Raw genomic sequence first — 15,888 nt, 5'->3', positions numbered from 1 at the left:
GACCCGCCCCCGCAGAGGTAGGGGGCGCGGCAGCACCCACGGGGGCGCGGGCAACCGCCCGAACGACGGCCGCCCGCATTGCTGCGGCCCTGACAGCGATGGTCCCCGGCTGCGTCCGCCTCCGTCCGGACCTGCTGGAGCAGACGCTCCCGGGTCCCGTCGGCCGACCGCAGCCGACGGCGCTCATGGACCGTCTTCCACGGACCGAACCGCTCGGGCAGGGCACGCCGGTGAACACCGGTCCGCACCCGGGCCAGAATCCCGTCGATCACCTGCCGGTGGTCCCGCCACGGCCACAACGCCTGTCGCTGACCGGCGGGAACGGCCGCAGCCGTTCCCGCTCGGCATCCGTGGGATCACCCCGCCCCATGCCCGGAACAACGACCCGGGAGCCCGACAGCCGCATGATCGGGTGGGCGGGTCCTCAAGAACTCGCCTCGGCCGGTCGGGTGTTGTGAGCCATGATGAGCTGAGCCATCAGGTGCAACCGATGCCACACATACGGGCCGTCGTTCTCGGTGAGCTCGGGAAGGATCGTCTCGAGCTGGCCGAGGAGGAGTTCCACGGTCGCCATTCCCCGCTCGTGGAGGGAACCGCCGTTGGCGACCCATGTGTAGGTACAGCCGCCCAGCCTGGTGTCGAGCGACACCAGATCGACGCCCGCCACCTCGAGGCCGTTCCACCTGCGGTCCCACGGCTCGTTCTGATGTTCCTCCCGCAGGCGCGCCACCACGGCCACAACGTCTTCAACAAGATCCATGTCCTGCATCATCGTGGGGCCGCCTCGGATGCGAAAGGCCGAGGCCGTCGCCCGAATCCGCACCCGCGGCAGAATCCCGTCGATCACCAGCCGAGGCGCTCACGTGATCGGCCGGACAACTCCTGGCTTCGTGGCCTTGCGGCCGTACCAGGTCGTCCCACGGTGAGGACCCGTCCTTCTGGCCGGCCGTCAGGTACTGACCTGGATCTCCACCCGGTGCCTGATGTAGCCGTCCGGGTGCGCCCGGGCGATCGCCGTCGCGGCCTCCACCAGGTGGTGCACCTCCGGTGAGTAGGCCGACGTGCGCAGCGGGAGGCCCGGGAGGATGCAGCGCCGTACGTCGAGGTCCTCGTTGCTGACGAACTCCCGCAGGGCGGCCTCGTTCCATTCGCGGACCGGGACGGACCGGTCGGTGGCCCCGTCCGGCTCCAGGGCACCGGGGTGCTCCGCCGAGGCCCCGTCGGGTTCGAGGGGGAGCGCCGTCCAGTACCAGGCCCGGGCCGCCCCGGCGCGCTGGGCGGCGGTGCCACCGCGCAGGCGATCGAGCAGGCCGGCGCGGACCCGCCGGTAGCCGTAGGCGTTCAGCGCGGGCTCGACGAACCACCGGTTGAAGCTCGGGTTCGGATCCTGGACGGCAGCCTCCAGCAGGGCCTCGAAGGACGCCTCGGAGAGCACCAGCCCCCGCTCCCCGGCTTCGCGGAGCGCCCGTCGGACGGTGTTGGCCCAGGTCCAGGTGTCGCCGTCGGCCGGCTCGGGCACCGGCTCCAGCCCCGGGATCCTGGAGACCTCGGCCAGGGCCCGGTGGAACGTCGAGGTGTCGTCGCCGGTCCGTTCCGGCAGCGCCGCGAAGGTCTGCGCGGCGCCGGTCGCGCCCTTGTCGGCCGGCTCGTCCCGCTCGGTGGTCACATCGTCCTCCATCCTGTGGCCGACCCGTCGGCCGGGCGTGCGGTCAGCGGGCCGACCAGATCGGGCAGTCGGCCGTGTGGCGGGTCAGCATCACCACGGTCCCGCCGTCCGTGAGCTGCCGCTCGAGCGAGACCGTGCAGCACACCGCCGGTTCCGGAGGCGTCGCCCGGACGATGACAGGGGCTTCGTCCCGGTCCGGCACCGCGGTGCGCGGCCACGCGGGCTCCGCGACCGGCAGCCCGTGCCGACGCGGGGAGTTTCGACGGCCGACCTGGTCGACGGATACCCCGAGAGCTCGGGCACGGGCGTGAAGACGACGACGGTCGCGACGTTCGGACATGGTGCCACCATGCCTCCTCCCACCCCTTCCACGCCAATGCCCCGTAACCCCCGGCCGGTCGCGCGCCTGCAGGGTGGCGGTCGGCCGGCCGGCGGCGAGAGCCTCGTCGGCGTCCCGGTCGAGGTACACGGCCGGGTGCTCGGCGAGCCGGTCCGGGCAGCGGGCACACCCGAGGCCGGTGTCGGCGGCGGTCCAGCGGCCAGCGGGGCTGGACCGGTGCTCCCGAACCTCTCGGCGACGCGGTCCGCGCGCGCGTGCCACCGGCCGGCGGCGCGGGCGTTGCCGGCCCGCGGCAGGCCGAACAACCCGTCCAGGCTGTCCAGGGGGCGGCCCCGATTCCGGCCCGACGGCGCGCTGGAGGCCGTCAGCCCTTGCCGCCGGCCTTGAGGACCTGGGCCGCGGCCACGCCGGCCGCGGCGAAGCCGTGGCCGCCGCCGTCGACCTCGGCGGCGACGGCGAGGTCCCCGCGGTAGGCGATGAACCAGCTGTTGGTGGCTGTTCCGCCGGATTCCGCGGTGCCGGTCTTCGCGCCGATCTGGCCGGTGAGGCCGGCCATCGGCGTGCGGGCGGTGCCCTGGGTGGCGGTCCTGGCCATCATGGCGCGCAGGTCCCTGGCGACGCCGGCGGGCAGTGAGCCCGGGGCGGTGACGCGCTTGGCGTCGTCCCGCAGGACGGGCTGGCGGAACTTTCCGCTCTGCACGGTGGCGGCGACCGAGGCCATCGCCAGCGAGTTGACCTGGATCGTGCCCTGGCCGATGTACGCCGCGGCGGCCTCGTCATTGGTGCGCGGCACCGGGATCGTGGCGTCCCGGCTGTCGATGCCGATGTGCCACTCCAGGCCGAGGCCGAACTGCTCGCGGGCCACCTTGGTGAGCGTTCCGGGCTGCAGCTTCTCCAGGCCCTTGTCGATGAAGCCGGTGTTGCAGGAGTGGCTGAAGTCGTCGGCGAGCGTGTACGACGGGAAGTCACCGCGTTCGTCGTTGTGCCACTGCCGAGGCGAGTTGGTGGTGTCCTTGCAGGGCACCACGGTGTCCGGGGTCACCCCGGCCTCCAGCAGGGCCGCCGAGGTGATCACCTTCATCGTGGAGCCGGGAGCCTGGCCGGCCGAGACGGCGCGGTTGTGTCCGGTCGGCGAGTAGGCCATCGCCAGGATGTGGCCGGTGCTCGGCTGGATCGCCACCAGGGAGGCCGGCTTGCCGCCCGCGGCCTGCTGCTTGACCGCCTCCTCGGCCACCCGCTGGAGCTCGGCGTCCAGCGTCAGCTTGACCTGCGGCGCGCTCGGCGGGGTGAGCACGTACAACTGCTCGGGCTCCGTCCCGGCCGCGGAGAGCACCACGGCCCGACCACTGACGACGGTCCCGCCGTCGGCCGGCGTGATCCTGGGCAGCACGGCGGCCAGCGAGGGGAAGCCCTCGAGCGACTTGCCGTTGCGGTCGGTCGGCTTGGAGACCGGGTCGGGCAGAGCCTTCACGGCTATCGTCCCGCCCTGGGCGAGGCGCGGGTGGAGCACGGTCGGCGCCCAGTGCACGACGGCCCTGCCGCTCCCGCCCCGGACGACGCCGAGCGTGCTGTCGTACTCCCAGGCACCGGTCGCGCCCTCGAACTCGGCCTTCGCCCGGAACCCGACCACCGGTTCCCCGTTCGTGCCGGTGGTCGCCGGGCCCGTGGCGGCCAGCGCGAGCGTGCGGGCCGGCACGTTCTCCTGGAAGGCGGCCAGCGCCGTGCGGGCCGTCTCGGGCCGGTCGGTCAGCGCCGATGCGGCCGTGACGTCCCCGCGGCCCCACGCCGCCAGAAAGTCCGTGGCCACCGCAGCGGCCTCCTCGGTGGTCGGCGGCGCCTGCGGGGTCTTCGCCGCGCTCTCGGACGCCTGGGCGCCGCCGCCGCTGCCGCCGTTCGACGATCCGCCCTGTACGGCGGTCACGATGTTGTAGAGGCCGTACCCGCCGACCGCCAGCAGCGCGGCGAACACTCCTCCGACGGCGGTCAGGACGGCCTTCCGGGCGCCGGAGCGGCGCGGTGCGCCCGCCTCGTCCTCGTCCCCGTTCCTGTCCCCGTACTCGATGTCGTACCCGTCGAGCTCGGTGTGCCCGGCGTACCCCTGGTACCCGTCGGGTTCCCCTGCGTCCCGCATGTCCTTGTCCCCCTGCGTATGCGTCTCCCGCAGGCCTGCCCCCTCCGGCATCCCGGCCCGCGGCCCGGACGGACGGTCGTTGACCCGTTCGAGCACGGATCAGCATATGCGGGTGCCGTTGACAGGTCGACGGAGGGCGCCAACGGGACGGACCGGCGACGGGTGCGAAGGACGCGACGGGGGCCCGCAGCCGTCCCGCGGGCCTGCGACCTGGCAGTGCCATGGTGGCGAGCGCGCCCCGGGCCTGGCGCACCCTGCCCCGCGCTCCTCCGAGCCGTGCACGGGTCTCGATCGGTTCGGGCCCGACGGCGCCGCCACCACCGGATTCGGGCACGATCGAGTCCACCACGTGGACGGTCGCGGGGCGACGTGCGGGCCCGTCGTACGGGTCCCTCGTACCGCCCTGCCCGCGCTCGTGCGCCCGGCTTCGCCGCGCGTCGCCGAGCCGCTTCGCGGCCCTCTGGCCTTGCCCCGCCCCGCCAGGCCTCCTCCTGTCCGGCCCGTTCCGAGGAGGGGCAGCGCGGACTCGGGGGAGCGCGTGAACCCGATAGCAGATCGTGACATGCCCACCGACTGTCGAACCGGAAACGGATGGCAGGATTCCGCCTCCCGGTCGCTGCCGCTCCCTCGTGGATGCCGGTCGCGCCACCCTGCCCCACACAGGAGCGCCATCGTGGTCCATCTCCCCGGCTCGTTCCCCCACCGCCGAGCCCTGCCGGCGGCCCTCACCACCGCGTCGGCCCTGCTGCTCACCGCCTGCGGCGGGTCGCAGGCCCCGGTGAGCGTCGAGGACAAGGCCCGGGCGGCGGTCCCGAGCGCGCAGCGCGCCGCCGGGGTCCTGCGGATCGGGTCCGACCTGAACTACCCGCCGGTCGCGTTCCGCGGCTCGGACGGCAAGCCCGCCGGTCTCGACCCGGACCTGGCCGACGCCCTGGGGAAGGTCCTCGGCCTGCGGATCGAGATCGTCGACACGCCGTTCGACAAGCTGATACCCGGTATCGACGGCAAGCAGTTCGACCTGGCGATGTCGGGCATCAGCGACACACCCGCGCGCCGCAACGCGCTCGGCGACAACGGCATGCCGACGGGCAAGCCGGGCGTGGACTTCGTGGACTACTTCATCGCCTGGACCTCGATCATCGTGCAGAAGGGCAACCCGAAGGGCATCCGGACGCTGGACGACCTCTGCGGCCGCACGGTCGCCGTGCAGCGCGGTACGACCCAGGACGAGATCGTCACCCGCCAGGTCGGCGCGTGCGAACGGACGGGCAAGCCCTTGCAGGTCCACCGCTTCGACGACGACACCGTGGCCCTCGCCGAGGTGGCGGCCGGCAAGGCGGTGGCGGACTTCAACGACCTCCCGGTGGCTGCCTACGCGGCCAGGACCACCGACAACGGCAACAGCCTGGAGGTCACGGGCGCGCTGTCGCAGTCCAGCCCGTACGGGATCGCGGTGAACAAGTCCGACACCGCGCTGCGTGACGCGGTGGCGAAGGGGCTGGACGAGCTGATGCGCAATGGCACGTACGACGCGATCCTCGCGAAGTGGAACGTCAGTGCCGGTGCGGCCCGGGTGGCGGCGGTCAACGGGGGACTGTGACCGCAGGCCGCGCGGGGCGCACGCCGCCCTTCGGTCAGGGAGCACGGCGGTGGACCGCAATGCGGGGTGACAATCCGATTGTTGGTGTGCGACGCTGCAGCTCGCGCGGTGCTATCCGCGCTGCGGGGGAACCAGGGGTGGCCGCATGAACGACGAAGCGCAGCCGATCGGGCCTCGGCACGACGGCCGCGACGCACCGGACGACAGCGCGGGGGAGCCCGCCCGCAGGTCGGGCGGCCGGATCGCGGGCGTCCTGGTGACCTTGGCGGGCCTGCTGCTCGCGGCCTCGGCGCTGCGGCCGGACGGCGGACTGCTCGGTGCGCCGCTCGCCAAGGTGCCGGTCCAGGCCCTCGGGTTCGTCCTATTGCTCGCGCTCGGCTGGCTGATCGCGGTCGGCCGGTTCGCGCTGCGCTTCCGTGCGGAGGTCCGCCACCTGGTCGGGCCCACGCCGTGGGCCGAGCGCCTGCGGGAGGCCGCCGCCGTCCTGCTGCCCGGGGCCGCCGTGGCGGTGCCGGTGCTGATGTTCCTCTTCCACAACCGGGCGGACACCGGACCGGACGGGCCGCACCGGGCGCGGCCACTGCCGGACCTCGATCTGCCCCCGCTGCCCACGGTGTCGCCGCCCGAGCCCGGCGAACCGGTGCCCGGCAGCTCACTGTCGGGCGTGATCCAGGTGCTGTTCGGCGCGCTCCTGGCCGTGCTGGTGATCGCGGTGGTCGTCGGCGTCGTCCTGCTGCTGCGGCTACGGATCGTCCGGCGGCGACCGCCGACGCCGCTGCCCGCCGCGCCGGCCCGGACCGAGGACGCCTTGGCGGCCGCGGTGGTGACGGGGCGACGAGCCCTCAGCGGCGCCGACGCGCGGGCGGCGGTGATCGCCTGCTACGCCGCGATGGAGACCTCGCTGGCCGCCTCCGGGCTGTCCCTCCGAGCTCCTGACAGCCCGACCGAGCTGCTGGAGCGCGCGATGGCCGACGACCGCGTCGACCCGGTCCACGCGCGGGCTCTGACCGCACTGTTCCGGGAGGCCAGGTACTCCACCCACCCGATGGACGAGAGCCATGTGAGCCGGGCGCGGACCGCCCTGGATGCCCTGGCCGGGCGACTGGCGGAGCAGACCGCCCCGCCGCCGGAGCCGGTGACGGTGGCGGTGGGGGCGTCCGGCGCCGTCGACCGGGCCGACGGAGGCCACCGATGAGCGTCCGCCCGAACCGGCGCACAGCCGGCCCCACCGCGTCCGCCGACCCGGCCGACCCGACCCCCCCGACCGGTCACGGTCTCGCCGCGCCCGGCTCCGTCCGGCACAGCCTGATCGAGCTGGCCGGGACGGCGGTGCTGGCCGAGGTGCTGTTCGCGCTGGTCGGCGGAGCTCCCGCGGCAGCTGCGGGAGCGGTCCTGCTGGCGGTCGGCGCCCTGGTCACCGCCCGGTACGTGGCCGGCGCGGGTTTCCTCGACATCGGTCTGCGCAGTCGGCAGCGGGTGATGGACTCCCGCGAGCCGGGCCTCGGTGACTGGCGCTGGACCGTCCGCGAGGGTCTCGACCCGCAGGGCGACGCCGGGCCGTTGCGCGGTCGCCTTCGGCGGCTGTACGCGGCACGCCTGTCCGAGACCCACGGTGTCTCGCTCGCCGCCGACCGCGACCGGGCCGTCGAACTGATCGGGCCCCGGCTGTGGCCGTGGATCGATCCGGAGGCCGCGGACCGGGACGGGGCCGTGCCGGCGGCCGTTCTCCTTGCGCTCGTCGACCGGCTCGAGGCCCTGCAACCGCCCGGCCCGACGTCGCCGACGTCCGGCTAGCGGCGCCGCGGGGTGTCCACCGCTCCCCGTACTTCGCTCGTTTCCCGCACTTCCCGCATGTTCCGCGCTTACCGCACTTCCCGAACTCACCGCCGGTTCCGACGAATCGGCCGACCGACGCGTCCTCCAGGAGAGCCATGACCGCCGTTCCCCAGGCCCCCGCCCCGGACACCGAGCAGGCCCGGGTGGCCGAGGCGGGCCCGGGCCGCCCCGCCGAGGCCGCCGTGCTGACGCCGCAGGAGGCCGGCCGCCGCGCCCGCGCGGTGGTGGAGGAGATCGAACGCGCCGTGGTCGGCAAGTCCGAGGCCGTCCGTCTGGTGATGCTCGGCGTGCTGGCCGGCGGCCACACGCTGATCGAGGATCTACCGGGGCTCGGCAAGACGCTGCTGGCACGCTCCTTCGCCACCGCCCTCGGCCTGGACTTCCGCCGGATCCAGTTCACCCCCGACCTGCTGCCCTCGGACGTCACCGGCGCGCCGTTCTACGACCGGCGCAGCGGCGAGATGGTGTTCCGCCCCGGGCCGCTCTTCACCCAGCTCCTGCTGGCCGACGAGATCAACCGGACCCCGCCGAAGACCCAGGCCGCGCTGCTGGAGGCGATGGCCGAGGGCCAGGTCTCCGTCGACGGCGCCACCCGCCGGCTGCCGCAGCCCTTCCTGGTGATCGCCACCGCCAACCCGATCGAGTACGAGGGCACCTACTCCCTGCCCGAGGCGCAGCTCGACCGCTTCCTGCTCCGGGTGCGGATGGGCTACCTCTCCACCGGCCTGGAGGCCTCGATGCTCCGGGCCCGCCTGGACCGCGCGACGCCCGAGCCGGACCTGGAGACCGTCAGCAGCCCGGCCGAACTGCTCGCGATGCGGGCGGCGTTGGAGCGGGTCGAGGTCGACGACGACCTGGTCGAGTACGTGATCGCGCTGGTCCACGCCACCCGCAACGACGCGCAGATCCAGGTCGGCGCCTCGCCGCGGGGCGGTCTCGCGCTGGTCCAACTGGCGCGGGCCCGCGCGATGCTGGAGGGGCGCGACTACCTGACGCCGGAGGACGTGAAGGCGCTCGCCGCCCCGGCGCTGGCCCACCGGATCACCCTGACACCGGAGTTGTGGGTGCGCCAGGTCGAGGCGGACGAGGTCCTGGCGCGCCTGGTGGCCACCGTTCCGGCACCGCGGACCCTGCCGCGCGCGGCCGGCGGCTCGGAGAGCCGTCCGGAGAGCGGTCCGGTGGACGCCCCGGGCGCCGCCCGGTGAGCCCCGAGCCCGCCGCCGACCACTGGCGCGCGGAGCGGGCCCGCCGGCTCGTCGCCCAGAGCGCCGCGCTCGGCGCGCGTCCGGTCCGCCGGCTCGCCGGCCCGGTCGGCAGCCCGACCGGCCCCACCGGCACCCCCACCGGTACCCCGAGCGGCGCGCGCACCGGCCGTCGTCCAGGCCGTCGTCCAGGTCCTCGGACAGGCCCGCGGGGCCCGGAGCGGGCCGCCGCGCGCCTGGTCGCCCGCAGCACCAGAGCCACACTGGCCGGCCTGCCCACCACGCCGCCCTCCCCGCACTGGCGGCCCGGCGAGCGGGCCCTGCGCCTGCTCACGGTGGCCACCGTCGCGGCCGTCGCCGCACTGGCCACCGGTCGTCCCTGGCTGCTCGCGCTGGCGGCGGGCCCGGCCGTCCTGCTCGCCCTGGCGGCCACGGGCAACGACCGGCCGTCCCGGCTGGACGCCGAGAACACCGTCACGCCCCGCCGCTGCCTGGAGGGCGAGCCGATCACCGTACGGATCACCGTCCGCCACGACGGACGGATCGGCCGGCTCGACCCGACCGCCGCCCTCGGCCCGGGCGTCACCCTGACGGCGGTGACCGTAGGCACCAACGAGGTCGACCTCGTGCTCCGGGCCGAACGGTGGGGCCGCTGGACCCTGGGCAGCGTCGACATCGACGTCTACGACGCCGGCGGTCTGACCCGCCGGACGGTTCGCACCGACCTCGGCACGATGGACGTCTTCCCGGAGCCGAGCGCGGCCCGCCTCACCCCGATCCCGGTGCGCTTGCCCGAACGCATCGGCGAGCACACCACCGCGCACGAGGGCACCGGTGTCGAGGTGGTGGGCGTGCGCCCGTACGTGCCCGGTGAGCGCCAGCGGCGCATCCACTGGCCGTCGACCACCCGCCGCGACGCCGTCCAGATCAACCAGTTCGCGGCGGAGCGGGCCGCCGACGCGGTCGTCCTGATGGACACGCTGGCCGACTTCCGGGACGCGGCCACCGGCCGCTCCAGCCTCGACGAGACACTGCGCGCGGCCACCGGGCTGACTCGTGCCTACCTGCGCCGGCACGACCGGGTCGGTCTGATCGCGGTCGGCGGGAAGCTGCGCTGGCTCACCGCGGGCAGCGGGGAGCGGCAGTCCTACCGGATGGTGGAGAGTGTGCTGGAGGTCCGTCAGGACCGCGGCTACCGCGGGCTCCTCGCACCCCGGCTCCCGGTGGCGGCACTGCCCCGGCACGCGCTGGTGTACGCGTTCACCCCGCTCGCCGACCAGCGGATCCTGGACGTGCTCGGCCGGGTCCGCGACCTCGGAAACCCGCTGGTCGTGGTGGAGATCCCGGCCGGCGAGCCCGCGGTGGAGCCCGGTGACGAGATCGACGCCGTGGCCCTGCGCCTCTGGCACGCCGAACGCGAGGCGATGCGGTCGGCACTGCGCGCCCGGGGCATCCCGGTGGCCCGCTACACCCCGGGCGAGGCGCTCGACCTGGCGCTCGCACCACTGCTGCGCCGCCGGATCGGAGGAGGAGCCCGATGACCACGCCCGACCCCGTCCCGACCTCGGCCCCGGTTCCTGTGGCGGCCCCGATTCCTGCCGCGGCCCCGACCGCCCCGACCGCCCCTGCGGCCCCGTGGTCGCGGTGGGCCGAGCGGGCCGCGCTGCGCTGTACCGGTGTCGCCCTCGCGCTCACCGCCGCCGGGGCCGGCGCCGCCGACGGTGCGGCGGACCGCTTCGGGCCCGCCACCGTGGTGGCCGCCGCGGCCTTCGCCCTCTGGGCCGCCCCGCCGCTCGAGGAGCCGCCGCACCGCCCGCACAGCTGGCCCGGCCGGCTCGCCGGGTCACGCAGTACCGTGCTGGCGGCCGGGAGCGTCCTGCTGGCCGCGCTGGGCGAGCCCCCGTTCGGGCGGATCGCGGCGGTGGCCGCGCTCCTGATCGGCTATCTGCTGCTGGTCGACGTCCTCGGCCCGCAGCGCGACCGCGCCCGGCCCGCGCACGTGCTGGCCGCCCTCGCCGCGTCCGGGCTGGTCCTGTCCGTCGCGTTCGCGCCGACCGGGGCGGGGGAGTGGTCGCGCCCGATCGCCCTGGCCGGCCTGGCGGCCACGGGCTGGGGCGTCGCGCGGGCACTCCGGCCGCGCCCCGGCGGTTGAGCGGGGGCGCGGTGCGACGGCCGCGAACCGGGGTTCCGGGTTGACACGTTTCTTCGTATCGAGAATATTAGATACGTCCCGGGAGGTCCGGCTCGCGAAAGGGGTGTGCGGTGGATCCACTGGCCGTCCACAAGGCGCTCGCCAATCCCGCGCGGGCGGAGTTCCTGCGCTGGCTGAAGACGCCGGAGCTCTACTGGGACGAGGAGTACTACCGCGAGCGCGGTGTCGGCTTCCACATCGGCGTGTGCGTGACGGAGATCCGGGAGCGTTCCGGGTTGGCCCAGTCGGTGGTCTCCGGCTACCTGCAGATTCTGCGGGACGCCGGGCTGCTGGTGTCGGAGCGGGTCGGCAAGTGGACGTTCTACCGGCGCAACGAGGAGACGATCGCCGCCTTCGCGGCGTACGTGCGCGACGAGCTCTGACGCTCGTTCCCGGGTCGGCGCGGGGGAGGGGTGCGCCCTTTTCGCGCGCAAACCCATCTAACTATCTAGATTTGTAGCTCGGTCCGACGGGGCGGCGCAGCCGTGCCCGCGCCCGGCCGACGGCGGAAGGCAGTCATGGGAAAGACCGGTCCTGTTGTCCTGACCCTCTCCCTGGGGGTGTTCGGCATCATCACCACGGAGATGGGCGTCGTCGGCGTCCTGCCCCGGATCTCCGAGGAACTCGGCGTGCCGACGGCGACAGCCGGGTGGCTGGTGGGGGTGTTCGCGCTCGTGGTCGCCGCGGCCGGCCCGTTCGCGACACTGCTGGCCTCCGGGGTTCGGCGCAAGGCCGTCCTGGCGGCGGCGCTCGCGGTGTTCGCGGCCTCCAACGCCGTCTACGCGCTCACCGACAGTTTCCCGGTGATGCTCGTCTTCCGGATCGTGCCGGCGCTCTTCCATCCGGTGTTCTTCGCGGTGGCGCTGACCGCCGCCACCCGGCTCGTGCCGCCGGAGAAGGCCACCAGGGCCGCCACCACCGTCTTCGCCGGGGTGACGCTGGGCTTCGCGTTCGGTGTGCCGGCAACCTCCTATCTCGCCGAACACTTCTCCCTCGCGGCCGCGTTCTGGTTCGGCGCCGGCGCCAACCTGCTCGCCCTGGTCGGGATCCTGGCCCTCTTCCCGTCCATGCCCGCCGGGCAACGTCTCTCCTACGGGGACCAGTTGGGCATTCTGAACCGCCCCCGGCTGTGGTTGTCCCTGTCGGCCGTGGTGTTCGTCTTCGCGGCGATGTTCTCGGTCTACGGCTACTTCGCCGAGTACCTGGAACGCGTCACGCACCTCGGCGGATCGACGATCGGTGCCCTGCTGATGGCCTTCGGGGTCGTGATGGTCCTCGGCAACCTCCTCTTCGGCCGACTGCTGGAACGCGACCCGGTCCGGACGGTGACCGCCTTCCCCGTCCTCTACGCGCTGCTCTACGTCCTCCTTCGCACCGTCGCCCCGTGGGCCGGTCCCACCGTCCTCGCCGTGCTCCTGTGGGGCGCGGTCCACTCGGGCGGACTCGTCGTCAGCCAGACCTGGCTGGCCCGGGACGCCCGGGACGCCCCGGAGTTCGGCAACAGCCTCTTCATCTCCTTCTCCAACCTCGGCATCACGATCGGCAGCGCCGCCGGCGGCCTGGCGGTCGCAACCGCCGGGGCGCGCCAACTCCCCTGGGTGGGAGCGGCGTTCGCGTTGGCGGCACTGGCCGCCGTGCTGCTGCGCCGACGGCTGGGGCCCGAAGCTCCGGGGGAGGGGACGGTGGACCGGGCCGAGAGGCGCACCCGCGTACGGTCCTGACACCGGGGCGCAGGCCGGGTGCGGGCGGCGGAGGAACCACGACACGGCCGGCGCCGCCCCGCGACCGGGGCGGCGTCCCGTTCTGCCCCCCTCGACCGTCGAGATTCAGGCCGTCGACGGTTGTTTCCTGTCCCGGGCGCCGGGCCCGACGGCCTATCGGCACGGTCCAGGAGATTGACCGACGGAGGCACCGGGCCCTACTTTGAACGCGTTCAATCTCGTGGAGGGGGCGTGGGAATGAAGCGGAACTCCGGACCGGTGACAACTGCGACGGGCGGGGGACAGACTGGGGGAAAGGTGCGCGGTGTTCCGTGCGACACCGCGTACTCCCTCACCGTCACCCTGCTCGCTCTCCTGCCCGCGGCCTACCTCCTGGTGTTCGAACTCGACGACGGCTACCCCGGTGGGGACCCGGCGATGTACCTCCTGTGCGGGCTGCCGCTCCTGCTCCTCCCGTTCGCCATCGGCGCGCGCGGCTGGGCGGACCACGGCGGGGCGGCCCTGCGCTGGTTCCTGCGCGCCGCCACCCGTTACGTACTCCGGTTCCTGGCGCCCACCGTCCTGCTCCTCGACCTGGTCGGCCTGGCCATCACGGCGGCCTACGGCGGCACCTGGACCTCCAGCGAGTCACTGTTGACGCTGTTCGCCCTCTCCGCGTCGGCCATCGGCGGCCCCGTCGTCGTGGCCCTGCTCATGGTGGCCCCGTGGGCCGCCCGGGGCCGCGACGCCCGCTGCGCCCTCGCGGTGCTGGCGCACCTGTTCCCGCTCTTCCTGCTGATGATCGGCGACATCCCCGCAGTGGCCGTCATCGTGGTCAACCTGGTCTTCACCTGCCGGGTGATGCCCCGCAGGGCTGCCTGAGCGGGCCCGGTTCCGGCTCGCTCACGGTCGAGACCGGCCTTGCTGAACCGGCTCCGAGGGAGCCGACTCCTGCGGAGCTGTCGGACGACCCGGTCCCGACCCCGGGTCAGAGCAGGAGGACGCCCGTGACGGCCGCTGCCGCGACGAGAACCAGGAACACCACGTTGACCGCGATGTCGGAGCGTACCGAACGCTGCTGGGCCGCGTGGTCGAGGACGAATCCGGCGGGGTCGTCGGCGGGGTAGTGGACCGTCAGGTGCCGCCCGTACGAGTCGGCCGGATCCGGCACCCCCGCGTCGCAGTGCGCGGTGACGGCCGCGCCCTCGCGGGTCGTGAACGCCACCACCGGTGTGACCGTGGTGGAGGTACTGCCCTCGGCGTCGGTGGTGACGTCCCGCAGTACCGCGACGATCCGGCCTTCGGCGGCGATCATCGATGCCAGCCGCTCACGGCGGTGCCTGGTGTCGCGCACGTTCCCCGGCAGGTAGCAGACGCCGACGAGGGCCCACGGCCCGCAGACGCCGATCAACGCCCACGGCCAGCCGCGGTCGACCGCGGCGGCGACCACCAGGCCGGCGTACAGCAGGAACAGCGCCGTGTTCGGCAGGCCCAGCCCGCGACCGCCCGCCTGCGGGTCCGCGGTGAACCGGTAGTCGTGCGGCCTGCCGCGCGGGTAGCACACCCCGATCTCCCGGCCCGTCCACGCGGCGGTGATCGTCTCACCCTGCTCGCCGTGCTCCCCGTCGTTCGTCACCACGACCCGCGCGCCGCTGGACGGCTCGCGGTAGGACACCACCACCGGGATTCCCCCGCGCCGGGAGCCGCCGTTCCGGGGCACCCGCACCTGTTCGATCCGTCCCGGGACCCGCACCGCCCGCTGCGCGCGCGTCATCCCGGCCAGCGACCTGCCGTACCCCACCAGCGCCACCGCGCCCAGCACCCCGCACCACACCGCCAGGTACCCGTGCCACCCCATCGCCCGTCCCTCCTGCCGTTCCGACCCCGTCGCTCCACCCGCCCGCACCACCCCGGCCCGCCGCTCCACCAGCCCGCAGCACCACGACCACCGCTGCCGCGCGCCCTCAACGGGCCGGGCTGCGCCGCACCACCGTGCCCAGCCCGTCCGCCTCCAGCGAGGCCGAGCCGCCGGCCCCGGCCACGCCGATCCTGATCGTGAGAGCACCGGCCAGGCGCTCCGCGGAGAGCTGCCAGGTGCGCGGCGCGTCGACACCGAGCGTGGTCCTGGCCTCCTCGACCAGCGCGGGCACGCGATCGAAGGGCAGCGACCGCGGGTCGAACGCCGGGGCGCTCACCCCGTCGGGGGCGAACACCACCGTCAGCAGCTGCTCCCGCACCACGACGGTCAGCGCCTGCCTGCCGTCCCCGCCCCCGCCCCCGGTGAGCGACTCGACGGCCTCCCGCAGCACGCCCCGGTCCAGCACCGACCGGCCGGGGCCGAAGGCCACCGTGCCGGTGGTCGAGGAGGTGACCGTGGCCGTCACCGAGAACGTGCTCGTGCTCGTGCTCGACGAGGTGACGGGCCGGGCGGCGGGCGTGTCGGTGTCCCTCCCGAACAGCTCGGCCCGCATGAGCAGGACCACGGCGGCCGCGCCGAGCAGCACCCCGAGCAGGGTGGTCAGGCTCCAGGCGCAGCCGTCCGGGCGGTCTGCCACCACGACCGGCCCGGATGCCGGTTCCAGGACGGCGCCGGCCGCCCGGTCCTCCCACTCCGGGGTCGGCCGCCTCACGATCCGCAGCAGCCACGGCCGGTCCGGAGGGTAGCGGACCACCAGGACCGTGCCCGGCCGGTGGTTGCTGAGTTCGGAGACGTGCACGTCCTGGGTGATCCGGATGCGGAAGGCGGGCGCCAGGTCCGGGGCGACGGTCAGGTCGAAGCGCACCGGGACGTCCGTCTCCGCGACCGTGCGCATCTCCCGTCCGTCGATCAGCGCCAGTGCCGTGAGGGGAGCCAGGGCGCCCTCCCGGGCCCGGCGCGGCGCGCCGGCGAGGCGGAACAGCAGCGCGTAGGCCGCGAGCAGGGCCGGACCGGCGACGATCAGGGGGACCCTGCCGAGAGTGCAGCCGACGACGAAGGCGGCCAGCGACGCCCCGATCACGCCGCCGGTCAGGAATCCCCTGGCGAGGTCGAGGGGAGCGGCACCGGTGGGCGGTGCGACCGTGGCGGTTGTCATACGGGTGATTCTGTCCGTCCGGCGCGGCTGCCGACAGGGGTCGGTGCGCGTTCGATCGATCATTCTCCCCGGCCGACGGCGCGAGCCGCCGTCTCTGCTGAGAGATGAACGAGCAACGCTTCTTCTCCACCGGAAGGAGCGGAGTCTT

Annotated in this window: 14 protein-coding genes and 1 pseudogene; 9 read left to right on the top strand and 6 right to left on the bottom strand. The window is 74.4% G+C overall.

Annotated features, from left to right (window positions below):
* Positions 1-104 precede the first annotated feature (104 nt).
* The 4 genes and pseudogenes from IF01_RS50035 to IF01_RS0118085 form a co-directional block, all read right to left on the bottom strand.
* A pseudogene (locus IF01_RS50035) lies at positions 105-293 on the bottom strand (transposase); the annotation flags it as partial.
* 131 nt (positions 294-424) lie between these two features.
* A complete protein-coding gene (locus IF01_RS41915; protein ID WP_037780122.1) occupies positions 425-847 on the bottom strand; it encodes a hypothetical protein in 423 nt (140 codons plus the stop codon).
* A gap of 102 nt (positions 848-949) precedes the next feature.
* Positions 950-1,666, bottom strand: a complete 717-nt coding sequence (locus IF01_RS0118095; RefSeq protein WP_244215543.1) for a hypothetical protein — start codon at positions 1,664-1,666, stop codon at positions 950-952.
* A 704-nt stretch (positions 1,667-2,370) separates the two neighbouring features.
* Complete coding sequence (locus IF01_RS0118085) at positions 2,371-4,137, bottom strand: penicillin-binding transpeptidase domain-containing protein (RefSeq protein WP_051755591.1); 1,767 nt, start codon at positions 4,135-4,137, stop codon at positions 2,371-2,373.
* Between the two features lie 673 nt (positions 4,138-4,810).
* On the opposite strand from IF01_RS0118085, the gene IF01_RS0118080 reads away from it, so the two are divergent.
* The 9 genes from IF01_RS0118080 to IF01_RS0118040 all read left to right on the top strand — a co-directional run bounded on the left by IF01_RS0118080 (position 4,811) and on the right by IF01_RS0118040 (position 13,548).
* On the top strand, positions 4,811-5,737 hold the full coding sequence (locus tag IF01_RS0118080) for an ABC transporter substrate-binding protein (RefSeq protein ID WP_051755589.1): 927 nt from the start codon (positions 4,811-4,813) through the stop codon (positions 5,735-5,737).
* Between the two features lie 145 nt (positions 5,738-5,882).
* Entirely contained in the window at positions 5,883-6,932 is a 1,050-nt protein-coding gene (locus tag IF01_RS0118075) for a DUF4129 domain-containing protein (protein ID WP_051755587.1), read from the top strand.
* Positions 6,929-7,531: a hypothetical protein gene (locus IF01_RS0118070; RefSeq protein WP_208624325.1), complete on the top strand. Its 603-nt coding sequence runs from the start codon at positions 6,929-6,931 to the stop codon at positions 7,529-7,531. The genes IF01_RS0118075 and IF01_RS0118070 overlap by 4 nt, the downstream gene beginning before the upstream one ends.
* A 137-nt stretch (positions 7,532-7,668) precedes the next feature.
* Positions 7,669-8,778: an AAA family ATPase gene (locus IF01_RS0118065; protein ID WP_078880062.1), complete on the top strand. Its 1,110-nt coding sequence runs from the start codon at positions 7,669-7,671 to the stop codon at positions 8,776-8,778.
* Complete coding sequence (locus tag IF01_RS0118060) at positions 8,775-10,316, top strand: DUF58 domain-containing protein (protein WP_244215542.1); 1,542 nt, start codon at positions 8,775-8,777, stop codon at positions 10,314-10,316. Before IF01_RS0118065 ends, IF01_RS0118060 begins: the two co-directional genes overlap by 4 nt.
* Positions 10,313-10,927, top strand: a complete 615-nt coding sequence (locus tag IF01_RS44005) for a hypothetical protein (protein WP_051755585.1) — start codon at positions 10,313-10,315, stop codon at positions 10,925-10,927. Before IF01_RS0118060 ends, IF01_RS44005 begins: the two co-directional genes overlap by 4 nt.
* Positions 10,928-11,037: 110 nt before the next feature.
* Positions 11,038-11,349, top strand: a complete 312-nt coding sequence (locus tag IF01_RS0118050) for an ArsR/SmtB family transcription factor (RefSeq protein WP_030394462.1) — start codon at positions 11,038-11,040, stop codon at positions 11,347-11,349.
* A 135-nt stretch (positions 11,350-11,484) separates the two neighbouring features.
* Positions 11,485-12,687 carry an MFS transporter gene (locus tag IF01_RS0118045; protein ID WP_063764235.1) on the top strand — a complete coding sequence of 401 codons (1,203 nt, stop codon included), beginning with the start codon at positions 11,485-11,487 and terminating at the stop codon, positions 12,685-12,687.
* Between the two features lie 297 nt (positions 12,688-12,984).
* Complete coding sequence (locus tag IF01_RS0118040) at positions 12,985-13,548, top strand: hypothetical protein (RefSeq protein ID WP_030394460.1); 564 nt, start codon at positions 12,985-12,987, stop codon at positions 13,546-13,548.
* 106 nt (positions 13,549-13,654) lie between these two features.
* On the opposite strand, the gene IF01_RS0118035 is transcribed toward IF01_RS0118040, so the two are convergent.
* Together IF01_RS0118035 and IF01_RS0118030 are read right to left on the bottom strand one after the other, a co-directional pair.
* The gene (locus IF01_RS0118035) at positions 13,655-14,524 is read right to left on the bottom strand and encodes a DUF3592 domain-containing protein (protein WP_030394459.1); all 870 of its coding nucleotides are present in this window, start codon (positions 14,522-14,524) and stop codon (positions 13,655-13,657) included.
* Between the two features lie 106 nt (positions 14,525-14,630).
* On the bottom strand, positions 14,631-15,740 hold the full coding sequence (locus tag IF01_RS0118030) for a hypothetical protein (protein ID WP_030394458.1): 1,110 nt from the start codon (positions 15,738-15,740) through the stop codon (positions 14,631-14,633).
* Positions 15,741-15,888: the final 148 nt, after the last annotated feature.

The sequence above is a fragment of the Kitasatospora purpeofusca genome (assembly GCF_000718025.1).
Lineage (GTDB): Bacteria > Actinomycetota > Actinomycetes > Streptomycetales > Streptomycetaceae > Kitasatospora > Kitasatospora purpeofusca.
This window is presented reverse-complemented; position numbering and strand designations above follow the sequence as displayed.